Below are 26,545 nucleotides of genomic sequence, written 5' to 3' on the forward strand. Positions count from 1 at the left end.
CTCACTCGTCGGCCTCGGCCGCCTCGTCGGGCAACCAGTGCAGGGCGAACCAGAGTTCCATGCGTACGCCCGGGTCCTGAAGGTCGACGTCGAGGAGTTCGCCGACCCGTGTCAGGCGGTGGCGCACGGTGTTGCGGTGGACGTGGAGGGTCGCGGCGGTGCGGTCCCAACTGCCGTGCAGGCTCAGCCAAGTTCGCAGGGTGCCGAGGAGGACCGAGCTGCCCGGTGTGCCGGCCCGGTCGAGCGGGGTGAAGCGGGTGCGGGCCAGATCCCGGGCGTCGGCAGCGGGGACGAGCCCGTGCACGGTGAGCGGGTCCTCGGTGTGGACGGCGGCGGGCACTTCGGCGGCGATCGCGCGTTGGAGGGCGCGTTCGGCCCGACGATCGGCATGCGGCAGGTCCGATGCCGACGCGGGTGTGCTGAAACCGAGCACCCAGCCCAGGCCGGCCGCTTGCGCGGGAGCCTCGGGGCGGGTGTCCGGTGCACTGGGGACCAGTGCTTTCAGTTCGGCGCCGTCGACGTGCAGGTAGGGGGTTCTCAGGGCGGTGGCCAAGGCGGCCAGGTGCGCCGGGTCGTCACCCGGGTGCGGTGCCTGCGTGGAGCGTGGCGGCGTGTGGCGGCCGCGGACCACGACCCAGGACTGTTCGGTTCCCGTCGCGTCGGCGGGCGCGAGGGCGGGTGCGACCTCCGCCGGGGTGGCTCCGAGCATGAGGCGTACCAGTGCGCCCGCGCTGTGGGTGTCGGTGCCCAGGGCGTGCCGGGGGCTGGTGAGCAGGGCCAGCAGCACGGTCGCCGTGCTGGTGACCTGGCGGTGGACCAGGGTCGGGGCCGTGGTGGCGGCCTGGCCGAGGGCGAGCGTCGTGGTGGTGCCGTCGGCTCCGGGCAGCGTGTGGACGGTCAGGTGGGCTCCGCCCCGGTGATCGGCTGCCGCGGCCGGTGCGGAGCGTCCGGCTGGGCCTGTACGGGTGCGGACGCGGGCGATGGTACGCACGGCGAGGTCACGTACGCGTCCCGGCGTGGGGGACGCGGGTCGGGTGCCGGCGCCGAACAGTTCGGTGCCCTGGGCGTCGTGGAGCACCGCCCAGGCGCCCGTGTGCGCGCTGAGCTGGGCAAGCACGGCCCGGAGCGCATCCGGCCGGGCGGCGGCCGTGGCCAGCGCCGACTGCGCTCGCGAGATCTCGCGCAGCTCACGGTTGCGGGCCTCGGCGATCGCTGCGTACGCGGCCTGCCCGACGGCCACGAACGGGGTGGCCGGCGGCAGTCGCAGGAGCGGGAGCCCATGGCGGTCGCAGGCAGCGATGAGCTCGGGCGGAACCTCCTCGTGCACGGGGGCGACGCCGAATCCGAGCGCGCTCACTCCGGCGGCGACGACCTGCCGTACGTACGTGTCGATGCCCTCCGCGTCGCGCGGGAGACGTACGCCCGCTGTGAGGAGCAGTTCGCCGCCCACCAGATACGGCGTCGGGTCCTCGATCTCCGTCGTGCCGACCGTACTGACCCGGACCAGGTGCTCCCCGGCGGGGCCCGCGATCCGGCGCAGACCCAGGGCGGGGTCGGCGAGCAACGTGCTCAGGGGTACGGACGGCTGCTCGGACTCGGTCATGAGGGGACATCCTCCCGGTCTGGCCGGTCCGACGGCATCCCGAAGGACTGCCGGAATCGTCCAATGGGCGACTCCATATTGGACAGAACCGCCACTTCGGCGCCGGCGCGGACGCCGATAGCGTCATGCCACTCACCGGGCACCGGCCCCCGCCGCGCCGGAGTACAACGCGGGGCGTGCACGCCCCCCCCCACAGCCACCTCAACCACCGGCCCACGCCTGAAGGAGAGCCACTCATGACCGAGCTGTCCCTGCGCCCCGACCGCACCGCTCCGACGGCTCCAACCGCTCCGACGGCTCCGACCGCTCCGTCCGCTTCGTTCGCGGCAGTCGGCGAGGAACTGCGCCTGCGTCGCGAACTCGCCGCGGTCTACCGCCTCGTGGCGCACTTCAGGATGACCGACCTGATCTTCACGCACATCTCCGTGCGGCTCCCCGGCCCGGAGCAGCACTTCCTGATCAACCCCTACGGCCTGCTCTTCGAGGAGATCACCGCGTCGAACCTCGTCAAGATCGACCTGACCGGTCATCCCGTCGAGGAATCGCCCCACCCGGTCAACCCCGCCGGCTTCGTCATCCACAGCGCCATCCACGCTGCCCGGTCCGACGCCCACTGCGTCCTGCACACGCACACCAAGGCCGGCTGCGCCGTCGCGGCCCAGGAACACGGACTGCTGCCGCTCAACCAGATCTCCATGGAGTTCTACGGCAGGCTCGGCTACCACGACTACGAAGGCGTCGCGCTCAACCTCGCCGAACAGCAGCGCCTCGTCGCCGACCTCGGTGGTCACCCCGCGATGATCCTGCGCAACCACGGGCTGCTCACCGTCGGCGAGACGCCCGCCCAGGCGTTCCTGCGCATGTACTACCTGGACAAGGCCTGCGAGATCCAGACCGCGGCCACCGCCGCGGGCACCGGGCTCGTCATCCCCGCCTCCGACGTCTGCGAACTGACCGCACGTCAGCTCGCGGGCGAGGACGAGAGCTCGGACCTCCAGGACGACAAGGCAAACGATCTCGCCTGGTCGGCACTGCTCCGACTGGTCGAGCGCGTCGCCCCCGACTACAAGGACTGACCCGAAGGCGAGTACGGGCCCTGCGCCGACGGATGCCACGACCGGGGGACCCTGCCGGGGCGTGGTGATCGGCCGGCGCGCATCCCGACGCTCCAGCGGCGAACCGTTCCGCTGCCCATCTCGTCTCCATGTTCGATACGGCGCTGCGACGTGAGATGCCTCGGGGTGCCGTCGAGGCACATGGATGTCCAGGGAAAGGACTGTCGGAACAGTGTTAGTGAGCCACAGGAAAAGGACCGTCGGCTGGATCGCCGGAGGCGCGCTGGCGGCGATGGCCGCGGGTGTCACGGGGTGCTCCGGCGATTCGGACCCCGCCGCGGACAAGGAGCCGACCGCGAGCAGCTCGTCCGCGGCCGACGCGGAGAACGCGAAGAAGGGGAAGCAGAAGGACGGTTCGGCGGCGCAGCCCTCGGCAGGCGGCCAGTCCACAGCCGAAGGTGCGGTCGCCGCGTGGGTCACCGCGGTCATCAAGGGCGAGCCGAAGCAGGCGTGCCTGCTGATGGGGGAGCCTGCCACCGATTCGTCGCCCGCGAGAGCCGGCACCGCTGAGAGGTGCAACAGCGACGAGCCCGAGGTGCGGCAGATGCAGGACAGCATCGGAGAGTTCCGTACGTCGTTCATGCCCGAGCCGCCCACGGACAACCCGAAGGTGGAAGTCGCCACCGTCCGGGCCACCGGTGACAAGGCAGTGGTCCCCGCCGAAAAGGTCACGGTCGAAGGAAAGACCCTCGACAAGATCATCCTTTCCCACTCCACCGGGGTGGAGGAAGGACAGTTGGACGTCAACATGGAGTCCACCAAGATCGACGACGCCTGGTACGTGACCAATCTCGATTTCAACATCGGCTAGTCCCTTGACCGGGAAGGCTGCTGCCCGGTCGGGTGGTCAGGCCGCTGTTCGCGGCGGTCTGCCACCCACGGCCCGTGCAGACGTCCTGGGGGAGACTCAGGAGTCGGTCGGCGCGGACGCGGGTGTGCGGATCGGCTTGTCGAGTGGCCCCGGCTCGCGGCACGAACGGCCCCGCGTCCTGTGGCGCCTTTCAGGCCGCCACTCGCACGCCCGTTGGGGGGCCCGCCTGCACGGGGCGTGAGCAGAACGCGGCGTAGAGCCCCTCGTCCCCGACGCCTTCACGGCTGCGCCGTCGGGAGATGCGTCAGCAGGACCTGCCGCACGGCGCGGATTCGGTGAAGACGGGCAGCCCTCGGAGCGCGCCCGTGCCCGTGCCCCGCACTCCGAGGGGAGTGCGGGGCAACAGGCGTCTCGGGTGATGGTCGGAACAGGGTGTGCCGACGGGTCTCCGGCACCCGTTGCCGGTGGCCGGAGACCCCTGGCTCAGCGGTTCATGCGGGCGGCTGATGCCCCGTTGGGCGTGCCGGTGATGGTGAACTGCGAGCCCGGCTCGATCAGTACGCTCCCTTCGGCCGAGTTCGTGATCGTGACGTTGGCCAGGGTGGCGCTGCCGCGGGCCCCGCTCATCGCGAGGATGCCCGCCCCGTTGTTGGAGCCGTCGATCCTGACGTCGGTGATCTTCACGCCCGGCATCGCGCCGCCACCCGTCTTGAACTGGATGCCGTCGTACGTCGAGTCGAAGATCTCGGTGTCACGGATGGTCACGCCCGGGATGTCCTGGCCCTGTGCGAAGAGGGTGATGGCACCGAACTCCTGGTCCTCGTTCCAGAACGCGCCGCCCGTCCGGTGCAGGGCGTTGCCCGCGATGAGGGTCTGCCCGGAGAACGGGAGCGGGTCGTGGTCGGTGGCGAGCATGATGCCGGGGTAGTTCATCGTGTCGGCGATGACGTTGTTCTCGATGGTGTTGCCGTAACCGCCGTACACCGCGATGCCGTTGGCCCGCCACGGCAGCTGGATCGTGTTGTTTCGGAAGTGGTTGTCGTGGCCGACGTCCACCGAGGTGTCCTTCACGTACTTGCTGGCCCACACGGCGAGCGCGTCGTCGCCGGTGTTGCGGAAGGACGAGTTGTAGACGGTGGAGTTGCGGGTGCCGTTGGCGAAGTTGATGCCGTCGGCGTAGGTGTTGCGGATGCGTACGCCCGAGAACTCCAACTCGTCGCCGGGGCCCCACAGTTCGGGGATGTTGGAGTAGTCGCGGCCGGCCCACACGCCGACGTTGGCGTGCTCGATCCACACGTTGGTGATCTTCGTGCCCTTGCCGAAGCGGCCGTTGAGCCCCACGCCGCCCTCGTGGTTGCCGTCGCCGCCGCGGATGGTGCCCGAGCCGAAGATGGCGATGTCGGAGATCTGGGTGTTGTGGTCGATGTCGAAGCCGAAGTTGCCCTCGTGCGGGTGGTTGATGCCGCCGGCCTGGTGGGGCGGGGTGAGCGTGTAGAGCTGGGAGTGCCACATGCCCGCACCGCGGATGGTGACGTCCCTGATGCCGACCTGGTTGTACTGGCCCCGGTTCAGCGGGTCGTCGGTGAGGATCTTCTGTTCCTGGCGCCACTGCCCGGCCGGGATCCACACGCAGGAGATCTGGCCGTTCTGGTCGGCGGTGACCGCCCGCTGGATGGCGTCGGTGTCGTCGAGTCCGTCGCCAGGGACGGCCCCGTACTCGGTGATCGAGGTGCAGTTCGCCGGCTTGGTGGCCGCGGGCGCGACCTGTTCGAGGTCGACGAGGTCGATGACGTAGAACGCGGCCGTGTCGCCCGCGTCCCGCTGGAGGCGGAACTTGGTGCCCACCGGGTAGCTCTGCGACAGCAGCGCGTGCGACTCGTCGAAGAGCCGACGGGCGTCGCTGCCGGGCGAGTTGGTCAGTCCCTCGGGGTCGTCGGTGGTCCCGTACAGCCAGCTGTGCTTCGACGACAGGTTGAGCTTCTGGACGAAGGTGCCGTTGGCGTACAGGCTGATCGTGGCCTGTGCTCCGCCGCCGCCCGAGGCGTCCGGGATGGAGTTGCGCACCACGATCGAGTTGGAGGGAGTCGTCGAGGTGAACTCGACGAACTGGCCGGTGGAGTTGAGCCTGACAGACTTGCGGCCCGAGGACTCGGTGGCGAAGTTGGTGTGTCCGAAGGTCCGCTTGGCGTCGGCGGTGAGCAGGGTGCCCTCGTAGCGGCCGTCCTCCGCCTCCAGTTCGGTGTACGGGACGGCGGCGCCACGGCCGACGACGAGGGACTTGGCGAGCACGTTGTTGTTCTCGTTGGTCTCGTCGAGGACCCCGGTGGCGTCGGCGGTGGCCGTGAGGGTGGCCCCGCCGCTGGTGGCCGTCCACGTTCCGCTGATCGCCACGTTCGCCGTGGCTCCGGATGCCACCTGGCCGGTCGTGCCGTTGAGCGTGGTGGAGCCGACCTGGAGCCTGGTCACGGAGCCGGCCGCCGCCGCGGTGGTGCCGCGGTTGTGCACGGCGACGGTGAAGGAGACGGACGAGCCGACGGCCGGGTTGGCCGGGTTGGTGGTGATGCCGCGTACTTCGAGGTCGGGGCCGGGTGCCTGGCCGACCACCAGCCGGTTCGCGGCGGTGCGGCTGTTGTTGCTGTCGTCGAGTTCGGCGACGGCGTTGCGCGGGTCGACCACGGCGGAGACGCCGTAGTTGCCCGCCGGACGGGTGCCGGTGGCGACGGCCACGGTGGCGGACGCGCCGGGGTCGAGCGCGGGTACTGTTCCGCTGCCGGCGACCGTTCCCTCCAGGCTGACGTCGACGGTCGTGGCGGCCGAGCGTGCCGTGCCCGCGTTGCGGACCGTGGCGTTCACGGTCACCGCGTCCCGCTCGGACGGGGCAGCCGGTGTCCAGTCCAGTCCGGTGACGGTCAGATCGGGTGCGGGTGCGGCGGTCCCGACGACCTGGAACTCGGCGACCTGGCCGCCTGGTGCCCCGGTGTTGGAGAAGAAGCGGAGCCGGAGGTCGGACCAGCGGCCGGTGACCGGAATGGTCACCGAGTTGTTGTCCCGGGAGGGACTGAAGGCGTAGTCGGCGCGGTCGCGCAGCGAGGTGAACGCGCTCGCGGAGTGTTCACGGCCCAGCACCTGGATGCTCTGGGTCCTGGCCGCCCACACCTGGTCCGGGTTGAGCTTGACCACCACGGCGTCGACGTCGGCGTTGGCCCCGAGCTTGACGGTGAGGTCGGAGGGGTGGCCCGCCGCCTCCCAGTAGGTGGAGGTGGAGTCGTCGGTGGCGTTCGCGGCGACGAAGTTGTGGACCGAGGAGGTGGCTTCGACGGGCTTGTTGCGGGCCAGGTTGGTGCCGGTCGGCGGGGGAGTGGTGCCGCCGTCCTCGCCGTACACCTCCAGCTCGGAGAGCTGAGCGGCGTTCCAGCCGGTGTTCCCGGTGATGTGCACGCGGACGTAGCGCGCCTCGGCGGGGGAGGCGAGGCCGACCGGGACGGTGTTGGCCTGCGCGGGGTTGAACGCCCGGCCGGTCGAGGCCGCGAGCGTACGGAACGTGGAGCCGTCGGTGCTGCCCTGCAGGGAGAGCGTCTGGTTACGGCTCTCCCAGGTGGCGGGCAGTTTGAGCACCACCTCGTCGACGGTCCGGGTCGCGCCGAGGTCGACCTGGACCCACTGCGGGAAGGAGCCGCCCGGCCCCTCCCAGTAGGAGGCCTGGGTGCCGTCGGTGACGTTCCCGGCGGTGTAGGGGCCGTTCGAGCCGCCCGCGGTGGCCGGACGTCCGAGCGCGAGGTTGACGACGGCCGCGGCCTTCGCACGGTCGCTGTCGACCGGGGCGGTGGCGGCCCGGGCGCTCGACGTGACGGCCAGCGGTATCAGCCCGGTCGTCATGAGCGCGGCTATGACGGCGCCGGTCAGTGACCGGCGGCCGAGGGGTCTCCATCTCATGGGGTCCTCTGTTCCGTGGGGGAGGCGGAAGCGCGACAGACGGGCCGGGCACGCCGGGGCAGGCACGGGGGAGTTCAGAGGGGGAGTGGAGTGTCCGTTGAGGAATGCACCGGCCTTGCGCGCAAATTGAGCTGCTCAGTCGATTCTTTGCGGAAACTACGCCCACAGGTTTCTAGTCCGTCTCCGCTTTGTCAACGGTCCCGGTATCACCGATAGTTGACGTGGAAGCGGCTTGCGTCACTTGCGTGCTCGCTTGCGCTTTTCCGACAGTCGGCGCGAAAGTCGCTGGCCCGGTGGTGCAGCAGGTGAATGGGGCTCAGGAGACGTGTATTCGGGCATGCTCACGCCATAGACGTACCGTCGGCCGTCTGCAACTCTCTGATCGATCGACGCAAAAGAGAGTGCGCGCCGCCACCGCACATCGAAGCGCGACGTACACCCCCACGTTCACCCACCCACACAGCCGCCCCGGGGCCGCCCACATCCGGTTCGGGACGGAGATCGAGGACACATGAGACCGCAACGCCGGGGATGGCGGGGGATCGCCGCCGTCCTCACGACCGCTCTCCTCCTGCTGGGCCTGCCGTCGCTGACCGCCGCCGCGGCGGCCGCCGGGCCCAACCTCGCCGCCGGGCGGCCCGCCACCGCCGGCAGCGCCCACGCCGAGTACGCCGCGGGCAACATCACCGACGGCAACCAGGGAACGTACTGGCAGAGCGCCGGGAGCAGCCTCCCGCAGTGGATCCAGACGGACCTGGGTGCCACCGCCCGCGTGGACGAGGTGGTGCTGAGGCTGCCGACGGGCTGGGAGAGCCGCGATCAGACCCTGTCCGTCCAGGGCAGCGCGGACGGCACGAGTTTCACCACCCTGAAGACCTCCGCGTCCTACGCCTTCAGCCCCGGCAGCGCCAACACCGTGACGGTGACCTTCCCCGCCGCCCAGGCCCGGTACGTACGGATCCACATCACCGCCAACACCGGGTGGCAGGCCGCGCAGCTCTCCGAGCTGGAGGTCCGCGAGTCCGGTGACTCCTCGGCGAACCTGGCGCGCGGCCGCACGCTCACCGCCGCCAGTCACCACGAGACCTACGTGCCGGCCAACGCGGCCGACGGCAACAAGGCCACCTACTGGGAGAGCCGCAACAACGACCTGCCGCAGTGGATCCAGGTGGACCTGGCTTCCTCCGTGCGTGTCAACCAGGTGGTGCTGCGCCTGCCCGACGGCTGGGGAGCCCGCAGTCAGACCCTGAAGATCCAGGGCAGCGCCAACGGCACCGACTTCGCCGACCTGACCGCCTCCAAGGCCTACGCGTTCGCGCCGGGCGACGGCAACTCGGTGACGATCTCCTTCGACCCGACGACCACCCGCTACGTGCGGGTGCTGGTCACCGCCAACACCGGTCAGCCCGCCGCCCAGTTGTCCGAACTCGAGGTCTACGGCCCGGCGAGCGGCGACACCGAGGCACCGGGCGTCCCCGCGGACCTCGCCTACACCGAGCCCGCCACCGGCCAGATCCGGCTGACCTGGAAGGCGTCCGACGACAACACCGGCGTGACCGGCTATGACGTGTACGCCAACAACGAGCTGCTCACCAGCGTCGCGGGTACGGTCACCACGTACACCGACAACCGTCCCGCGAGTGCCACGGTCTCCTACTTCGTGCGGGCCAGGGACGCCGCCGGGAACGTGTCCGGCAACAGCAACACCGTCACCCGCCGCGGCGAGACCGGTGACACCCAGGCGCCTACGGCACCCGCGAACCTGGCCCTCACCGAACCGGCCGCCGGGCAGATCAGGCTCGCCTGGAACGCCTCCAGCGACAACACCGGCGTGACCGGCTACGACGTGTACGCCAACAACAGCCTGCTCACCACGGTCGCCGGTACGGTCACCACGTACACCGACAACCGCTCCGCGAGTGCCACGGTCTCCTACTTCGTGCGGGCCAAGGACGCCGCCGGGAACGTGTCCGGCGACAGCAACACCGTGACACGCAACGGCACTTCGGGCCCCGGCTCCAACCTCGCGGTCGGCAAGCCGATCACGGCCTCCTCGACCGTGCACACCTTCGTCGCCGAGAACGCCAACGACAACAGCACCTCCACCTACTGGGAGGGTTCCGGCCACCCCGCCACCCTCACCGTGAAGCTCGGAGCCAACGCCGACGTCTCCTCGCTCGTCCTCAAGCTCAACCCGGACAGCGCCTGGGGAGCGAGGACCCAGAACATCCAGGTCCTCGGCCGCGAGCAGGACGCCACCGGCCACACGAGTCTGGTCGCCGCGAAGGACTACGCCTTCAGTCCGTCGAGCGGCAACAGCGTGACCGTGCCCGTCACCGCGCGCGTGGCCGACGTGCAGTTGCGCTTCACCTCCAACACGGGCGCCCCGGCCGGGCAGATCGCCGAGTTCCAGGTGATCGGCACCGCCGCACCCAACCCGGATCTTGAGCTCACCGCCCTGACCGCCTCGCCGGCCTCACCGGTGGAGTCCGACGAGATCACCCTCACCGCCACAGTCCGAAACAGCGGCGAGGCCGCCGCACCGGCCAGCGCCGTCGCACTGCGCCTGGGCGGCACCAAGGTCGCCACGGCCGCCGTCGGCGCCCTCGCGGCCGGAGCGCAACGTACCGTCACCGCCTCCATCGGGGCACGCGACGCGGGCACCTACCAGCTCAGTGCCGTCGCCGACGACGCCGGTGCGGTCATCGAGCAGAACGAGACCAACAACACCTATACCAGCCCCGGTTCACTGGTCGTGCGCCCGGTCAGCAGTTCCGACTTCGTGCCGGTGCTGACCACCTCACCGTCCGGCCCGGCGGACGGCGACACCGTCACCTTCAAGGTCGCCCTGCGCAACCAGGGCACCATCGGCTCGGCGGGCGGCGCGCACGGCATCACCGTCGCACTGGTCGACTCCAAGGGCGCCACCGTGCGCACCCTGACCGGCTCGTACGACGGCACGATCGCCGCCGGTGCCACCAGCGGGGCCGTCACCGTGGGCACCTGGACCGCCGCCAACGGCTCGTACACGGTACGTACCACGGTCGCCGCCGACGCCAACGAAGTGCCCGTCAAACGGGAGAACAACAGCGCCACCCAGTCCCTGTTCGTCGGACGCGGCGCCAACATGCCCTTCGACATGTACGAGGCGGAGGACGGCGCGACCGGCGGCGGAGCGGCGACCGTCGGACCCAACAGGACCGTCGGCGACCTGGCCGGAGAGGCGTCGGGCCGCAAGGCGGTCACCCTCAACAGCACCGGTGAGTATGTGGAGTTCACCACCAAGGCGGCCACCAACACACTCGTCACCCGCTTCTCCATCCCGGACTCCGCGGGCGGCGGCGGCATCGACGCCACCCTCAACGTCTACGTCAACGGCACCTTCCGCAAGGTGCTGCCGCTCACCTCGAAGTACGCCTGGCTGTACGGGGCGGAGGCAGGTCCCGGCAACTCCCCGTCCGCGGGGGCTCCGCGCCACATCTACGACGAGGCGCACCTGATGCTGGGCGAGACCGTTCCGGAGGGGGCGAAGATCCGGTTGCAGAAGGACACGGCCAACACCTCCCGGTACGCGATCGACTTCGTCAGCCTGGAACAGGTCGCGCCGATCGCCAACCCGGACCCGGCCGCGTACGCCGTCCCGACCGGCTTCGGCCACCAGGACGTACAGAACGCCCTGGACCGGGTCCGCATGGACACCACCGGCAGGCTCACCGGCGTCTACCTCCCGCCGGGCGAATACCAGACGGCCGGCAAGTTCCAGGTGTACGGCAAGGCCGTGCAGGTGGTCGGCGCCGGGCCCTGGTACACGCAGTTCCACGCCCCGTCGGGCCAGGACAACACCGACGTCGGCTTCCGGGCGGAGAACTCCGCGAAGGGTTCCTCGTTCCGGAACTTCGCCTACTTCGGCAACTACACCTCACGTATCGACGGTCCTGGCAAGGTGTTCGACTTCGCGAACGTGTCGGACATCGTCATCGACAACACCTGGACCGAGCACATGGTCTGCCTCTACTGGGGCGCCAACACGGACCGGGTGACGATCAGCAACTCGCGCATCCGCAACACGTTCGCCGACGCCGTCAACATGACCAACGGCTCGACGGACAACCACGTGGTCAACAACGAGTCCCGGGCCTCCGGCGACGACAGCTTCGCGCTGTTCTCCGCGATCGACGCGGGCGGCGCCGACATGAAGGACAACCTCTACGAGAACCTGACCTCGATCCTCACCTGGCGGGCCGCGGGCATCGCCGTCTACGGCGGCTACGACAACACCTTCCGCAACATCCACATCGCCGACACCCTGGTCTACTCGGGCATCACGATCAGCTCGCTGGACTTCGGCTATCCGATGAACGGGTTCGGCACCGAGCCGACGACCGTGGAGAACGTCTCGGTGGTCCGCTCCGGCGGCCATTTCTGGGGCAGTCAGACCTTCCCCGGCATCTGGCTGTTCTCCGCCTCGAAGGTCTTCCAGGGCATCCGCGTCAACGACGTGGACATCGTGGATCCGACCTACCACGGGATCATGTTCCAGACCCAGTACCTGGGCGGGCAGCCGGTGAATCCGATCAAGGACACGGTCCTCACCGACATCTCGGTCACGGGTGCGCGCAAGAGCGGTGACGCCTACGACGCGAAGTCCGGGTTCGGACTGTGGGCCAACGAGCTGCCGGAACCGGGCCAGGGTCCGGCGGTCGGTGAGGTCACCTTCAACGGCCTGCGCTTCAACGGCAACGCCGTGGACATCCGCAACACCACCTCCACCTTCAGGATCAACATCAATCCCTGACCTGTTCGCCGAAAGGCGTCCATCGGTCCCTCACGGAGACGGAACGGAGGCACCAAGGCTGGCGCAAGCCGTTTGCGCGGCTTGCGCTAGCCTTGCGCTCATGACGCGACGACTTGCTCAGGTAGCCAAGAAGGTAGGGGTCAGCGAGGCCACGGTCAGCCGAGTCCTCAACGGCAAGCCCGGGGTCTCGGACGCCACCCGGCAGTCCGTGCTCACCGCGCTGGACATCCTCGGCTACGAGCGTCCCACCCAGCTGCGCGGCGAGCGGGCGCGTCTGGTCGGCCTGGTCCTGCCCGAGCTGCAGAACCCGATCTTCCCCCTGCTCGCCGAGGTCATCGGCGGTGCGCTCGCCCAGCAGGGACTCACCCCGGTGCTGTGCACCCAGACCAAGGGCGGCGTCTCCGAGGCGGACTACGTCGAGCTGCTGCTCCAGCAGCACGTGTCCGGAGTGGTGTTCGCCGGCGGCCTGTTCGCCCAGGCCGACGCCCCGCACGACCACTACCGGCAGCTCGCCGAACGGCACATCCCGGTCGTGCTGATCAACGCCCCGGTCGAGGAGCTGGTCTTCCCCTGTGTCTCCTGCGACGACGCCGTCGCGGTCGAGCAGGCGTGGCGCCACCTCACCCTGCTGGGGCACGAGCGCATCGGCGTGGTCCTCGGCCCGGCCGACCACATCCCCTCCCGGCGCAAGCTGGCCGCCGCCCGCGCCGCCGCCGAGGCGGCCGGCGGGTCCCTGCCCGACGACTGCGTGGAGCGGTCGATGTTCTCCCTGGAGGGCGGCCAGGCGGCGACCACCCGCCTGCTGGCCCGGGGTGTCACCGGCATCGTCTGCGCCAGCGACCCGCTCGCCCTCGGCGCCATCCGCGCGGCCCGCCGGCGCGGCCTCTCGGTGCCCGAGCAGGTCTCCGTCGTCGGCTTCGACGACTCCGCCTTCATGAACTGCACGGAACCGCCGCTGACCACCGTGCGCCAGCCCATCGAGGCCATGGGGCGGGCCGCCGTGGACCTGCTCTGCACCCAGATCCAGGGCGGTGAAGTCCAGCCCGGCGAGCTCCTGTTCGAGCCGGAGCTGGTGGTCCGCGGCTCGACGACGCAGGCTCCCCGGGACTAGTCCGTACGACCGAAGGGCGGTGGGGCCGGGACCGGCCCCACCGCCCTTCGGCTTGCGCGCACACGCCTCCCTGAGATCAACCGTATACGTCCTTCTGTCAAACATTTACGAAGTCTGAGCGAGATATTGCGGTCAGTTGTTCGTGGTGGTTGAGTGTGCGGCGCCCCACATCGCACCGGCGATGAGGGCGCCTTCCACGTTCATGCCCGAAGGGGACCACCCATGAGAAGAGCTCGGTTCCGCCGCACCCGCCGCGCCGGCGCGGTCACCCTCGCCTCCGCGCTCACGCTGACCGCGCTCGCCGCCTGCGGTACGAGCAGCAGCGACGACGACGGCGACAACGGCTCCGGCAACAGTGCGAAAGCCGACCCCGCCGCACCGCTGGACCCGAAGACCAAGGTGTCCATCACCATCGACTGCATGCCCCCCGCGGCGAAGGCGGCCGAGCTCAGGCAGTGGAACGAGGACGTCAAGGAGTTCAACAAGAAGTACCCGAACGTCAGCATCGAGGGCCGCTCCACGCCGGGCCAGTGTCTGGAACCGCCGCGCTTCACCGCGATGCTCAAGGCGAAGTCCCAACCCGACGTCTTCTACACGTACTTCACCGACCTGCCCCAGGTCCTCGACAACGACGGCGCCCAGGACATCACCGCGTACGTCAACGACAAGAGCGTCCCGCTGCTCAAGGACATCGACCCCGACGTCCTCAGCTCGCTGAAGAAGGACGGGAAGCTCTACGGCCTGCCCACCAGCAACTACCGCATGGGCCTGCTCATCAACCGCAAGCTCTTCACCGAGGCCGGCCTCGCCCCGGACACCCCGCCGAAGACCTGGGAGGAGGTCCGCACCGCGGCCAAGAAGATCGCGGACCTCGGCGGCGGCGTCGCCGGATTCGGCGAGTACAGCGCGGCCAACACCGGCGGCTGGCACTTCACCGCGCAGATGTACAGCCTCGGGGGCGACGTCGTCGACGCGAGCGGCAAGAAGGCCGCCTTCAACGACGCGACCGGCAAGCAGGTCGCCGAGAACCTCCACGCCATGCGCTGGGACGACGACTCCATGGGCAAGACCCAACTGCTGAAGTGGGGCGACCTCCAGAAGCAGATCGCCACCGACAAGCTGGGCATGTTCCTCGCCGCGCCCGACGACGTCACGTACATGGTCCAGCAACTCGGCGCCAAGTACGAGAACTTCGGCATGGGGCCGATCCCGGGCGGTGAGAACACCCTCGCCGGCGGCAACAACTACATGATCAAGCAGGGGATTTCCGCCGACAAGGTCAAGGCCTCCATCGCCTGGCTGAACTTCAAGTTCACCACGGTCGGCAAGGGCCAGTACGACTGGAAGCGGTCCAAGGCCGACGCCCTGCCCGTGGGACTCCCGCAGCCGAACCTGTGGCTGAACGGCTCCAAGACCAAGGACGACGCCGCCCGCAAGGAGTTCGCCACCATGCCGGTGGAGAACTTCAAGGCATTCACCGACAACCCGGTCCCGGGCAAGGCCGAACCGCCCAAGGCCCAGGAGATCTACAAGGTCCTCGACAACGTCATGTCCGGCATCCTCACCAACAAGGACGCCGACATCGACAAGCTCCTGTCCACCGCCGAGTCACAGGTCAACAAGGTCCTCGCCACCCAGTGACCACGCGGCGGCCGGACGGTGCCACCACCGTCCGGCCCGCCCGCGCGCCGCCGTCCACCGGCGGCGCGGGCGAGAACCCGACCTCCCACGGCATGTGCCCGGACCCGATCCGTCCGGCGGCACCGCAGTACGTCAAGGAGCGACCATGTCGGCCCCCATCCTCACCAAGGACCCAGTGGTCAAGGACCGCCGCCCCCGCAGGCCCCGCGCCGGTGCCCCGCACCTCCCGGACGGCGAGCTCGGCAAGAACCTGCGCCGCAACATCACCGCCCACGGCTTCCTCATCGGCGCGGTGCTCTGCTTCGCCTTCTTCTCCTGGTATCCGATCGTCCGGGAGTTCCTCCTCGCCTTCCAGAAGACCGAGGACGGCCGCGTCAGCTGGGTGGGCTGGGACAACTTCGTCACCGTCTGGAACGACCCGGCCTTCGGCCAGGCCTGGCGCAACACCCTGTGGTTCACCGTACTGGCGCTGATCCTCGGCTTCGTCGTACCGTTCGTCACCGCCCTGGTCATCAATGAATTCCGGCACGGCCAGGGCTACTTGAGGCTGCTGGTCTACCTGCCGGTGATGCTCCCGCCGACCGCGTCGGTCCTGCTCTTCAAGTACCTGTACGACCCCGGGTACGGCATGTTCAACGAGATACTCGGCGTCTTCGGCGTCCCCGCCCAGCAATGGCTCCAGGACCCCGACACCGCGATGCTCTCCGTGGTCGTCGCCTCGACCTGGATGAACATGGGCGGCGCGACACTGATCTACCTCGCCGCACTCCAGAGCGTGCCCGGTGAGCTGTACGAGGCCGCCGAACTGGACGGCGCGGGACTGCTCCGCAAGGTCTGGCACGTCACCGTCCCGCAGACCAGGCTCATCCTGCTGCTGATGCTCCTCATGCAGATCATCGCCACCATGCAGGTCTTCATCGAGCCGTTCCTGCTCACCGGCGGCGCCGGACCCGAAGGGTCCACCACCACCATCGTGTACCTGATCTACCAGTACGCCTTCAACTTCAACAACTACGGCGCCGCGGCGGCGCTCGGCCTGCTCCTGCTCGTACTGCTGGCCAGCTTCTCGGCCGCGTACACCAGACTCAACCGCGCCGAGCAGGACTAGGGGACCGGGGGAGACACGGACATGTCCACTCGCACGCTCATCTCACCCGCCCAACTGGCCCGCCCGCGCGGCAAGGTCCTGTACTGGGTGTGCTTCGCGCTCGTCGTCGTCCTGTTCACGCTGGCCTTCCTCGGCCCGCTGTACTGGATGGTGTCCAGCGGGCTCAAGACCACCCAGGAAGCCGTCCAGACCCCGCCCACCTGGGTGCCCGGTTCCGTCCACGCGGAGAACTACAAGCGGGCCTGGGAGGTGATGGACCTGGCCAAACTCCTGATGAACACCCTCTACTACGCCTTCGGCGCGCTCGCCTTCCAGCTGGTGCTCGACGTCGCCGCCGCCTACTCGCTGTCCAAACTGCGGCCCGTACTCGGCAAGATGATCCTCGGCCTGATGCTCGCCACCCTGATGATCCCGGCGACCGTCCTCGTCGTACCGCAGTACCTCACCGCGCTGGACGTGCCGATCGTCGAACGCAACCTGCTCAACTCGCCCTGGGCGATCTGGCTTCCGTCGGTCACCAACGCCTTCAACATCTTCCTGCTCAAGCGGTTCTTCGACTCGATACCCAAGGAACTGCTCGACGCGGCGGCGATGGACGGCGCCGGCCCGCTGCGCACCCTGTGGTCCATCGTGCTGCCGGTCTCCCGGCCCATCCTCGGTGTGGTGTCCATCTTCGCCGTCGTCGGCGTCTGGAAGGACTTCCTCTGGCCGATGCTCGTCCTGCCCGACCCGTCGAAGCAGACCCTCGCCGTCGGTATCTACTCGCTCGCCACCAGCGTGCCCGAGAACGTGCTGATCGCCTCCCTGACCATCGCGTCCCTGCCCACGCTCATCCTCTTCCTCGTCTTCCAGCGCAACATCATGAGCGGACTGACGGCGGGCGGCCTCAAGGGCTGACCGAGCACACACAGTCCGCTACCACCCGCGCGGCCCGGGCACCACCCGCAGCGAACACCACGCAGGTGCCCCCACCGATCCTCCTCCGCCGCCCCGTTCCCGACGCCTCGCTGTCCGGGGCGGCGGCGGAGAACCACCCCTGCCCCGAAAGGACCGACACGTGGCAGCCCCTCAGCCCGGCACGACCCCCGGCCACACCGACGACTGGTGGCGCGGTGCCGCCATCTACCAGGTGTACCCGCGCAGCTTCGCCGACGGCGACGGCGACGGCACCGGGGACCTCGCGGGCGTACGGTCGAGATTGCCCTACCTCGCCGAACTGGGCGTCGACGCGATCTGGTTCACCCCCTGGTACCTGTCCCCGCTCGCCGACGGGGGTTACGACGTCGCCGACTACCGCACCATCGACCCCGCCTTCGGCAACCTCGACGAGGCCGAGCGACTGATCACCGAGGCCCGCGAGCTGGGCATCCGCACCATCGTGGACATCGTGCCCAACCACGTCTCCGACCAGCACCCCTGGTTCCGCGCCGCGCTCGCCGCTGGACCGGGCAGTCCCGAGCGCAAGCTCTTCCACTTCCGTCCCGGTCGCGGCGCGCACGGCGAACTCCCGCCCAACGACTGGCCGTCACAGTTCTCCGGCCGGACCTGGACCAGGGTCGAGGACGGCGAGTGGTACCTCCACCTGTTCACGCCGGAGCAGCCGGACCTCAACTGGGCCCACCCCGCGGTGCGGGAGGAACACGAAGAGGTGCTGCGGTTCTGGTTCGAGCGAGGGGTGGCGGGCGTACGCATCGACTCCGCGGCGCTGCCCGCCAAGGACCCCGGCCTGCCCGACTTCGTGGAGGGGCGTGACCCCCACCCGTACATCGACCGGGACGACCTGCACGAGATCTACCGCTCCTGGCGGCGGATCGCCGACGAGTACGACGGCGTCTTCGTCGGCGAGGTGTGGCTGCCGGACTCCGAACGGTTCGCCCGCTACCTGCGCCCCGACGAACTGCACACCGCGTTCAACTTCTCCTTCCTGTCGTGCCCGTGGGAGGCGGCCCGGCTGCGCGCCGCCATCGACGACACCCTCGCCGAACACGCCCCGGTCGGTGCGCCGGCCACCTGGGTGCTGTGCAATCACGACGTGACCCGCACGGTCACCCGTTACGGGCGGCAGGACACCGGCTTCGACTTCGCCACCAAGGCCTTCGGCACCCCGGCCGACCTGCGGCTCGGCACCCGCCGGGCACGTGCCGCCGCGCTGCTCACCCTCGCGCTGCCCGGCTCCGTCTACATCTACCAGGGCGAGGAACTGGGCCTGCCCGAAGCGGAGATCCCCCGGGACCGCATCCAGGACCCGATGCACTTCCGCTCCGGCGGCACCGACCCGGGCCGCGACGGCTGCCGTGTTCCGCTGCCGTGGACGGCCGACGCTCCGTACGCCGGTTTCGGCTCAGGCACCGAACCCTGGCTCCCGCAGCCCGAGGGCTGGCCCGACTACGCGGCCGACCGCCAGGCCGCCGACCCCGACTCCATGCTCAGCCTCTACCGCGCCGCACTGGGCCTGCGCCGCGCCGACCCGGCCCTGGGCGACGGCCCGTTGCAGTGGCTGCCCTCCTCCGACGACGTCCTCACCTTCCGCCGTTCCCCGGATCTGATCTGCGTCGCGAACCTGGCCGAGACCCCGGCCGCCCTGCCGGACCATACGGAGATCCTGCTCTCCAGCGGCCCACTGGACACCAACGGCAGGCTGCCCTCTGACACGGCGGTGTGGCTGCGCACATGAGGCACCGGAAGGTGGCCGGCGCCATGCAGGGCTTCCCCGACGCCCTGCGACGCCCGGTCAGAAGTGGGTGGTGACGCCGAAGACCCGTCGGAGCTGAGCCATGTCATGGCGGTCGTGGTCGGCCGGTTCGTATCCCTGATGGAAGTAGACCTGCTGCTCGGCCGACAGACAGGGGACGGCGGTTCCCCGGATCGCGCCGCTGACGAAGCACGGGGCGGGATAGACGAACGGGCGGTGCGGGTCGGGGGAGGCCTGCACCGCGGACCCGTCCGCCGCGAAGACCAACGGGTGCAGATCGATCTCGCGACCGCGCGGGTCCGTGACCACGAACCGCACGGGACGCCAGTCGAGCGTCTCGACGAACCCGGCCTCCGCGAGAGCCGCCACGACGGCCTGCTCCTGGTCCTCCCGGTGCATCAGGTCCAGGTCACGGTGCCGACGCGTCTGCTCCCCGACCAGAATGTCGATGCCCCACCCGCCGCCCACCCAGACCTCGACATCCGCGGCACGCAGCAGGGCGAGAACGGACAGTACGTCAGCGGCGGTCATCACGCGGGCACGGTAGCGGCTCGGCGGCCGGGCGGGCGAGCGGATTCGTGGTGGCTGTGAGCGGGATCGGCCGGGCCGTACCGGGGACGGTCAGGTCTGCTTCTCCACGTTGATGGCCTTGCGGAGTTCCTCGCTCGCGGCTCCCGGTTCCTCCCGCCGGATCTCCAGCAACGCGGCGGCGATGGCGTCGAGTTTGCGCTGGATGGCGTGCTCGGCGCGCCGCTCGGAGTTCTTCAGCAGTGCCAGGAGCAGCAGTGACACGGCGGACATCGCCTCGCCCACCACCAGCAGCCACTGCGTGGGCAGCTTCAGTGCGTGCGCGGTGATCGCGCCCGCGACCAGAACGAGGCACACGCCGAAGAAGCCGGGGGAGCTGGTGAAGTTCGAGGCGTGTTCCGCCAGCCTCGTGAACCGGCCCGGTCGGTCGCCGTCACGGTGGGCGGGGTGCTGAGGTGCCATGAGATCGCCGGCCGTTCTCACGAGGCCGGCCGGTCGGCGGGTGCGCCCAGGGACCAGCCAGACACATCCCCGAGCCGTCCGCGCCACAGGGGAGCCGTCGTGGTCCCCGGCACGGACAGGAACGTGACGTCGACCAGGTGGATGAACGAGTGCAGTCCGTCTCCGGTATCCGGCTCCGTCTGTTTCAAGGCGGACCGGACGGTGTGCGCCAGATGCGCCATGTGGTCGGCGCGGTCCTGCGCTCCGGTGGCCGCCGACACCGTGGTCTCCCAACGGTCGGCCCACGTACGGGACCCGACCAGGCTGCCTGCGACGATCCCGCCGGGCGTGGTCAGACAGATCGTCAGGCTGGCCTCGGGCTGCGCGTCGATCAGCCGCAGCAGTATCTCCAGATACGCGTCGACTGCCGGTGGGACGGCGGCGTGTTCACTCACCACAAGTCCTTTCTGCTGGTTCGGGTGAGACACGTGTGCCCGTTCACGGCATCAGTATGTGACCGGCAGTGTCCTGGGCCGTCTGAAAAGCCTCGCTCCACACAACGGGTTGGATTTAGGCACGCGGTTTTCTGACGATTACCGTCGAGGACGGTGGGAACCCGGGACGAGAAGAATTCAGGAAATACTGGTCGGGATAATTTATTCGGCCGTCAAGTAATTGATGAAGGAGATGTTTTCGTGAGTGCGGACATGTGGGGCTACCTGCCCACCACCGGCTACACCGCCGGCAGCAGTCTGATCGGTTACAAGGTCGAGGCGACGGACGGGAGCATCGGCAAGGTCGACAAGCACTCCGACGACGTCGGAGCGTCCCACCTCGTGGTCGACACCGGGGTGTGGATCTTCGGCAAGCACGTGCTGATCCCTGCCGGCCTCGTCAGCGGCATCGACACGGCCGAAGAGAGGATCTACGTCGACCGGACCAAGGAGCAGATCAAGAACGCTCCCGAGTTCGACAAGGACAAGCACACCGGGGACGCGGGCTACCACGAGGAGCTCGGCGGCTACTACCGCGGCCACCGGGCATAGGACCTGATTGCCCGAACGGCCTTCGCGGGCTGTCGCCGGCACAGGTTTCCGGCGATGGCCGGCAGGAGGCGCCGAAGTCGATTCCGCGTTTCCTGCCGACCCCATCCCGGCGGCATTGACTGAGGGATCTGCCGTGAGACGCCGCTGACGGAACCGTTCCCGGGACAGGCGGTTCCTGGTCGTCAGTTCTGGCGCGTCCTCGCGGCGGTCTGACGCGGCGTCTTCTCGGCGGAGTTCAGGGGTAGTTCCAGGCGTGACCCGTGAAAGCGTTCGCGCAGGAGTCGGTCGTGTGTCACCACGACCAGCGTGCCGGTGTAGCGGGCCAGGGCTGCCTCCATCTCTTCCACCAGGGCGGGGGCCAGGTGGTTCGTCGGCTCGTCGAGCAGGAGCAGATCGAGTGGGCCGGCCGTCACGAGCCGGGCCAGTTCGAGCTTGCGGCGCTGCCCGACGGACAGGTTCCGTACGGCAACAGCGAGATCGGCGGCATGGAACAGGCCGAGCGCGAGGAGTGCGTCGGCGTGCTCGTCGGGCTGACCCGCCCTGCCGGCCGCGAATGCCGCGAGCAGCGTCCGAGCGTCGAAGGCGTCGTCGGGCGCGCTGTGCTGACGCAGGAATCCGACCCGGCGCGGTCGGCGCACGATGCCGGCGTCGGGCGCCAGCTCCCCAGCCAGCAGTCGGAGAAGGGTGGTTTTGCCGGCGCCGTTGGGGCCGGTGACGAGGAGCCGGTCACCCGGGGCGAGTTTCAGGGACGGAACGTACAACCGCCCTTCGACCAGGACGCCTTCCAGGTCCACTGCCGTCGATGGTTCCCCGGCGGTCGGCGTCGGCGGCGTCGGCGTGCCTTCGACGCTGCCGGTGAACCGCAGTGGCTGCGGGGGTGGCGGCACGGGGTGCTCGATCAGCCGCTGCAACCGTTCGCGTGCGTTGCGGATGCGGCTCTGCGCGCCGTGTGTCCGCGAGCGTGCACGGAAGGCGCCGGCGCCGCTGAACGCCCGCGGCGACTTGCGGGGGATCTCGGCCAGCATGCCGATACCGGAGTCGGCGAGGTGTTCCTGCCGGGCGACCTCGTTGCGCCATTGCTCGTGCTCCCACGCCCACCGTGCCCGGGCCGCCGCCTTGGCGGTGAGGAAGCCGGCGTATCCGTTGCCGTAGCGCCGTACCGTGCGCTGATCGGGGTCCACTTCCAGGATGGTGTCGGTGACGCGTTCCAGGAACGCCCGGTCGTGCGTGGCCACGACGACCATGCCCCGATGACGGCGCAGATGTCCTTCGAGCCAGGCCACGGCCTCGTCGTCCAGATCGTTGGTCGGCTCGTCGAGCAGCAGCAGTTCAGGGGCCAGAGCCAGGGTCGCGGCCAGCGCGAGCCGGGAGCGCTGCCCGCCGGAGAGGGTGCTCAGTACACGCTCCCGGTCCAGTGGCGCGTGCTCGCCGAGCCGGCGCAGGTTCACCTCGACGCGGCGATCCGCTCCGTGCCCGCCCCGCGCGTCGAACTCGGCCACCAGTGCCGCGTAGCGCTCGAACTCGGCGGTGCCGGCCGTGCCCAGTGCGGCCTCGGTGACACGAATACGGTGCTCCAGGGCGCGTAGTTCGCCCAGTACGTGATCCACGGCATCGCCCACGCGCGCGGAGGCGGGCAGATCGAGTGTCTGGCGGAGGTGGCCGATCCCGCCCGGTGCGAGGACGGTCAGGCTGCCGTTGTCGACCGGCTCCTGTCCGGCCAGCAGCTGCAGGAGCGTGGACTTCCCGGAGCCGTTGTCCCCGACGATCCCGACCTTTTCGCCCGGCCGGACAGTGAGGGACACCCGGTCCAGCACCAAGCGGTCGCCGTAGCGCTTGGTCACCTCGGCGAGAGCGATCTGGGACGTGGTGAGAGGAGAAGCAGTGACGGTGGTGTCGACGGAAGCACAGTGCAAGTGCGGTCCTTTGCTCGGTGAACAGGGTCGTGCGGCCGACGGCAAGTGCATGACTGCCGGCCGATGAACAGAAAGGTAGACGAGACGGTTCGTCTCGTCAAGCCCTGGGTGGGAAAGCCTCGCCCGACGTCGGGGTGCACCTGCGTACGTGCATTTGGGGTGCCCCGCGGCTCGCCCGAGCTCGCTGCGTGAGGTCGGTGCACGGGTATAGAAACTGACGACTCGTCAGGTTACGCTCCGCGCATGATTTCCACGGTGGTCTGGGGAACCGGAAATGTCGGCCGTGCGGCGATCCGTGCGGTCGACGCGCATCCGGCGCTCGATCTCACGGCGGTACTGGTTCACAGTCCCGGGAAGGCCGGCCGTGACGCGGGTGAACTCGCGGGCCTGGACCGGGTTCTGGGTGTCGCGGCGACGGACGATGTCGCTGCGGTGCTGGCAGCGGGGCCGGGAGCGGTGGTGTACGCGGCGTCGGGTGACATCCGGCCCGACGAAGCCCTGACCGACATCGGCGCGGCGATCCGGGCGGGTGCGGTGGTCGTCACTCCGTCGCTGTATCCGCTCTACGACCAGCGCAACGCCCCGCCCGAGTTCCGCGACCCCGTGCTCGCGGCGATCGCGGACGGTGGCGGGTCGCTGTTCGTGTCCGGTGTCGACCCGGGCTGGGGCAATGACGTCCTGCCCCTGCTGATGAGTGGACTCGGCACGGTCGTCGACGCCGTCCGCTGCCAGGAGATCTTCGACTATTCGACGTACGAGCAGGAGGAGTCGGTCCGGCATCTGATCGGCATGGGTCACCCCATGGACTACCAGCCGCTGATGCTCGCGCCATCGATCCCGACCATGGTGTGGGGCGGTCAGATACGGCTGATGGCCAGGGCCCTCGGCGTCGAACTCGACGAGATCCGCGAGACCCTGCAGCGCCGCGCGCTCGACACCACGGTGAGCACCCGGACCATGGGTGACTTCGAGGCCGGCACCCAGGGCGCCGTGCGCTTCGAGGTGCAGGGCATCGTGAAGGGCGAACCCCGCCTGGTCATCGAGCACATCACCCGCATCCACCCGAGCTGCGCCCCGGACTGGCCCTCACCGCCCAACGGCGACGGAGCACACCGCGTGATCATCGAGGGCCGCCCGCGCATCGAGATCACCGTCGAGGCCACCGACGAGGGCGACAACCGCTCCGCCGGCGGGAACGCCACCGCCGTCGGCCGTCTCGTCGGAGCCATCGACTGGCTCGTGGACGCGGAGCCCGGACTGTACGACGCCCTCGACGTTCCGCTGCGCCCGGCGGTCGGCAGACTCGGCGCGCCCGCACCGCTCGGAGCCCCGTCAGCGCTCGAAGCACCCGCACCGCTCGGAGCACTCGGAGCCAAGTGACAACCAAGTGACATCGACGCCGACACCCCCTGCCGGCACCCCAAGGACGCGCCTGCGGCCCCGGCCGAGGCCGGGAACGTGGACGAAGGAGTCCCGGATGAACGTCGACATCCCCGAGGGCAAGAACCCGATCGAGTACGTGTGGGGCGACATGGTCCCCGGCATCGGACCTGCCGCCGCGAACTTTTCACTGGCCGTCTACGCCCATACGACCCTGGGACTGCGCGAGTTCGAGGCGGCACGGCTTCGGATCGCGCAGATCAACGGCTGCCTCTTCTGCCTCGACTGGCGAACCGAGCGGGACGGCCGGAAGGTCGAGGACGACTTCCCCGACGCCGTCGAGCACTGGCGCACGACCGACGCGTTCGACGACCGCACCCGCCTGGCCGCCGAGTACGCCGACCGCTACGCCCTGGACCACCACGGCCTCGACGAGGAGTTCTGGGACCGGATGACCACGCACTACAGCCAGACCGAGATCGTCGAACTGACCATGAGCCTCGGCTCCTGGCTCGCCTTCGGACGGCTCAACCGGGTCCTGGGACTCGACGCCATGTGCGTACTGCCGGGGCACTGAACCGGTCCGGGGCCACCCGGCAGGTCCGGGCGGCCCCGATCCCCCGATCTGGTCCCCTCTCGTCCGCGGTTGCCGCTACAGGTCCGTCGCGATGATCTTTTCGATGTTCCGTTCGGCGAGCGCCGTGATGGTGACGAACGGATTGACGCTGGTGTTGCCCGGGATCAGCGCGCCGTCGATGACGTACAGACCCGGATGTCCGTGCAGGCGGCCGTAGTTGTCCGTCGCCTTGTTGAGCACCGCGCCGCCCAGGGGGTGGTACGTCAGGTGGTCGCCCCAGATCTTGTACGCGCCGAAGAGGTCGGTGCGGTAGATCGTCCCCTCCTTGGCGTTGATCTTGTCGAAGATCGTCTTGGCCATGTCGATGGACGGCTGCTTCCAGGCGGTCTGCCAGTTGAGATCGACCTTGCCCGTCGACGCGTTCCACGAGAACTGGGCGCGGTTGGGGTTCTTGGTGATCGACAGATAGAACGAGGCGAAGGTCTCGATGCCGGTGGGCAGCGGCGCCACCTCGGCGAACGCGCCGCCCGCGGCCCAGTTGTCGATGCCGGAGCACGGGATGGACGACTGCAGGGCACCGGTGGGGTCCCACAGATGGTTGGCGCGGCCGCACATCACGTTGCCGTTGTCGCCCCAGCCCTTGCCCACCTCACTGTTGAGGCCCGGCAGCGCGCCCGCGGCCTTGAGTGCGACCAGCAGCTTGCTGGTGCCGACGCTGCCGGCCGCGAAGAACACCCGGTCCGCGGTGACGGTCTTGGTGGCCGTGGTGTTGCCGCCGGTGTCGAGCTGGTCGATGACGACCGTGTAGCGGCCGCCCGTCGCCGGAGCGACCGAAGTGACCTTGTGCAGCGGTGAGATGGAGACCCGGCCGGTCGCCGTGGCCCTGGCGAGATAGGTCTTCTGCAGGGACTTCTTGCCGTAGTTGTTGCCATAGAGGATCTCACCCGCGAGCGCGGACTTCGGTACCGTCCCGGCGGCCTCCTGTTCCATGTAGTCCCAGTCGTACACGTCGGGTACGAAGACGAAGGGGAAGCCCGAACGCTGGGCGTGCTTTCGGCCGACCCGGGCGTACTGGTAGCAGTCGGCGGTCTCGAACCAGGTCGGGTCGACCGTGCCGACCCCGAGGCCGGAGTTGGCGCGCGGGTAGTAGACGGAGTACATCTCGTCGGCGTTGACCGACGGCAGGACGGCGCCGAAGTTCTCCCGCCTCGGAGTGACCGCCATCCCTCCGTTCACCAGTGAGCCGCCGCCCACACCGCGGCCCTGGTAGACGATGATGCCGCCCATCTCCTCGGCGTCCAGGATCCCGGTGTAGCGAGGGACGTCCTTGTCGATGGGGAAGCCGAGGAAGTTGCTGAGCGGCTGCTTCGTCCTGGTGCGCAGCCAGTAGGAGCGGTAGTCGGGGCTCGTCGTGTTGGCGAAGATCTTGCCGTCCGACCCGGGGGTGTCCCAGGCCATGCCCATCTCGACCATGTGGACGTCGACACCCGCCTGGGCCAGGCGCAGAGCGGCCACGGAACCGCCGTATCCGGTGCCGATCACGAGGGCGGGCACATGCGCCCCCGGCTCGATGACGGCGGCTGCGGCTGTCGTGGCGGCATGCGCCGGCAGTACCTGGCCGGCGAGTGCCGCCGACCCAAGAAGAGAACCAGTTCCAGTGATGAATCTCCGACGAGATACGCCTCTGAGGCGCGTCCCACGTGGGGAATCGTCGTTCATGCGCGGCTCCTCACTCTCCATAGAGTGAAACGGGTTCTAATGCCACCCTCATGAGAAGTCACGCCATACCCTGAGGTAACTTTCAAACGATCACAAATCGTGCATCACGTACACCACGAGATGACAGAGCAT

General features: G+C 69.3%; 18 protein-coding genes. 11 read left to right on the forward strand and 7 right to left on the reverse strand.

Features of this window, described 5'->3' with window-relative positions:
• Position 1: 1 nt before the first annotated feature.
• Entirely contained in the window at positions 2 to 1,603 is a 1,602-nt protein-coding gene (locus tag ACZ5VQ_RS31080; RefSeq protein WP_469107797.1) for a PucR family transcriptional regulator, read from the reverse strand.
• Between the two features lie 236 nt (positions 1,604 to 1,839).
• On the opposite strand from ACZ5VQ_RS31080, the gene ACZ5VQ_RS31085 reads away from it, so the two are divergent.
• Both ACZ5VQ_RS31085 and ACZ5VQ_RS31090 read left to right on the forward strand, forming a co-directional pair.
• Entirely contained in the window at positions 1,840 to 2,679 is an 840-nt protein-coding gene (locus ACZ5VQ_RS31085; RefSeq protein WP_469107798.1) for a class II aldolase/adducin family protein, read from the forward strand.
• A gap of 217 nt (positions 2,680 to 2,896) precedes the next feature.
• Positions 2,897 to 3,529, forward strand: a complete 633-nt coding sequence (locus ACZ5VQ_RS31090) for a hypothetical protein (RefSeq protein ID WP_362069402.1) — start codon at positions 2,897 to 2,899, stop codon at positions 3,527 to 3,529.
• A 483-nt stretch (positions 3,530 to 4,012) separates the two neighbouring features.
• Here ACZ5VQ_RS31090 and ACZ5VQ_RS31095 read toward each other — a convergent pair whose 3' ends face one another.
• Positions 4,013 to 7,462 carry a CARDB domain-containing protein gene (locus ACZ5VQ_RS31095; protein ID WP_469107799.1) on the reverse strand — a complete coding sequence of 1,150 codons (3,450 nt, stop codon included), beginning with the start codon at positions 7,460 to 7,462 and terminating at the stop codon, positions 4,013 to 4,015.
• Positions 7,463 to 7,973: 511 nt separating this feature from the next.
• On the opposite strand from ACZ5VQ_RS31095, the gene ACZ5VQ_RS31100 reads away from it, so the two are divergent.
• The 6 genes from ACZ5VQ_RS31100 to ACZ5VQ_RS31125 all read left to right on the forward strand — a co-directional run bounded on the left by ACZ5VQ_RS31100 (position 7,974) and on the right by ACZ5VQ_RS31125 (position 18,791).
• On the forward strand, positions 7,974 to 12,257 hold the full coding sequence (locus ACZ5VQ_RS31100) for a discoidin domain-containing protein (protein WP_469107800.1): 4,284 nt from the start codon (positions 7,974 to 7,976) through the stop codon (positions 12,255 to 12,257).
• Between the two features lie 100 nt (positions 12,258 to 12,357).
• Entirely contained in the window at positions 12,358 to 13,368 is a 1,011-nt protein-coding gene (locus tag ACZ5VQ_RS31105; RefSeq protein WP_469107801.1) for a LacI family DNA-binding transcriptional regulator, read from the forward strand.
• Positions 13,369 to 13,590: 222 nt separating this feature from the next.
• Positions 13,591 to 15,009, forward strand: coding sequence for an ABC transporter substrate-binding protein (locus tag ACZ5VQ_RS31110; protein WP_469107802.1), 1,419 nt, complete (start codon positions 13,591 to 13,593; stop codon positions 15,007 to 15,009).
• A gap of 145 nt (positions 15,010 to 15,154) precedes the next feature.
• Positions 15,155 to 16,117 carry a carbohydrate ABC transporter permease gene (locus ACZ5VQ_RS31115; protein WP_469107803.1) on the forward strand — a complete coding sequence of 321 codons (963 nt, stop codon included), beginning with the start codon at positions 15,155 to 15,157 and terminating at the stop codon, positions 16,115 to 16,117.
• Positions 16,118 to 16,138: 21 nt separating this feature from the next.
• Entirely contained in the window at positions 16,139 to 17,014 is an 876-nt protein-coding gene (locus tag ACZ5VQ_RS31120; protein ID WP_469107804.1) for a carbohydrate ABC transporter permease, read from the forward strand.
• 160 nt (positions 17,015 to 17,174) lie between these two features.
• Positions 17,175 to 18,791, forward strand: a complete 1,617-nt coding sequence (locus ACZ5VQ_RS31125) for a glycoside hydrolase family 13 protein (RefSeq protein WP_469107805.1) — start codon at positions 17,175 to 17,177, stop codon at positions 18,789 to 18,791.
• A 57-nt stretch (positions 18,792 to 18,848) separates the two neighbouring features.
• On the opposite strand, the gene ACZ5VQ_RS31130 is transcribed toward ACZ5VQ_RS31125, so the two are convergent.
• The 3 genes from ACZ5VQ_RS31130 to ACZ5VQ_RS31140 all read right to left on the reverse strand — a co-directional run bounded on the left by ACZ5VQ_RS31130 (position 18,849) and on the right by ACZ5VQ_RS31140 (position 20,233).
• Positions 18,849 to 19,340 (reverse strand): nucleotidyltransferase domain-containing protein, encoded by a 492-nt coding sequence (locus ACZ5VQ_RS31130; RefSeq protein ID WP_469108015.1) that lies wholly within the window; start codon positions 19,338 to 19,340, stop codon positions 18,849 to 18,851.
• 90 nt (positions 19,341 to 19,430) lie between these two features.
• A complete protein-coding gene (locus ACZ5VQ_RS31135; RefSeq protein ID WP_362082570.1) occupies positions 19,431 to 19,799 on the reverse strand; it encodes a low affinity iron permease family protein in 369 nt (122 codons plus the stop codon).
• A gap of 17 nt (positions 19,800 to 19,816) precedes the next feature.
• Complete coding sequence (locus tag ACZ5VQ_RS31140; protein ID WP_362082567.1) at positions 19,817 to 20,233, reverse strand: hypothetical protein; 417 nt, start codon at positions 20,231 to 20,233, stop codon at positions 19,817 to 19,819.
• Positions 20,234 to 20,473: 240 nt separating this feature from the next.
• Here ACZ5VQ_RS31140 and ACZ5VQ_RS31145 point away from each other — a divergent pair, with 240 nt between their 5' ends.
• Entirely contained in the window at positions 20,474 to 20,824 is a 351-nt protein-coding gene (locus ACZ5VQ_RS31145; protein WP_362082564.1) for a PRC-barrel domain-containing protein, read from the forward strand.
• Positions 20,825 to 21,006: 182 nt separating this feature from the next.
• Here the strand turns inward: ACZ5VQ_RS31145 and ACZ5VQ_RS31150 are convergent, their stop codons facing one another.
• Positions 21,007 to 22,788, reverse strand: coding sequence for an ABC-F family ATP-binding cassette domain-containing protein (locus ACZ5VQ_RS31150; protein WP_469107806.1), 1,782 nt, complete (start codon positions 22,786 to 22,788; stop codon positions 21,007 to 21,009).
• A gap of 192 nt (positions 22,789 to 22,980) precedes the next feature.
• On the opposite strand from ACZ5VQ_RS31150, the gene ACZ5VQ_RS31155 reads away from it, so the two are divergent.
• Positions 22,981 to 24,117: an NAD(P)H-dependent amine dehydrogenase family protein gene (locus ACZ5VQ_RS31155; protein ID WP_469107807.1), complete on the forward strand. Its 1,137-nt coding sequence runs from the start codon at positions 22,981 to 22,983 to the stop codon at positions 24,115 to 24,117.
• A gap of 97 nt (positions 24,118 to 24,214) precedes the next feature.
• Positions 24,215 to 24,694, forward strand: a complete 480-nt coding sequence (locus ACZ5VQ_RS31160) for a carboxymuconolactone decarboxylase family protein (RefSeq protein ID WP_469107808.1) — start codon at positions 24,215 to 24,217, stop codon at positions 24,692 to 24,694.
• Positions 24,695 to 24,769: 75 nt separating this feature from the next.
• On the opposite strand, the gene ACZ5VQ_RS31165 is transcribed toward ACZ5VQ_RS31160, so the two are convergent.
• Complete coding sequence (locus ACZ5VQ_RS31165) at positions 24,770 to 26,413, reverse strand: GMC oxidoreductase (RefSeq protein WP_469107809.1); 1,644 nt, start codon at positions 26,411 to 26,413, stop codon at positions 24,770 to 24,772.
• Between the last annotated feature and the right edge of the window lie 132 nt (positions 26,414 to 26,545).

Source organism: Streptomyces sp. NPDC033178, from assembly GCF_055577685.1.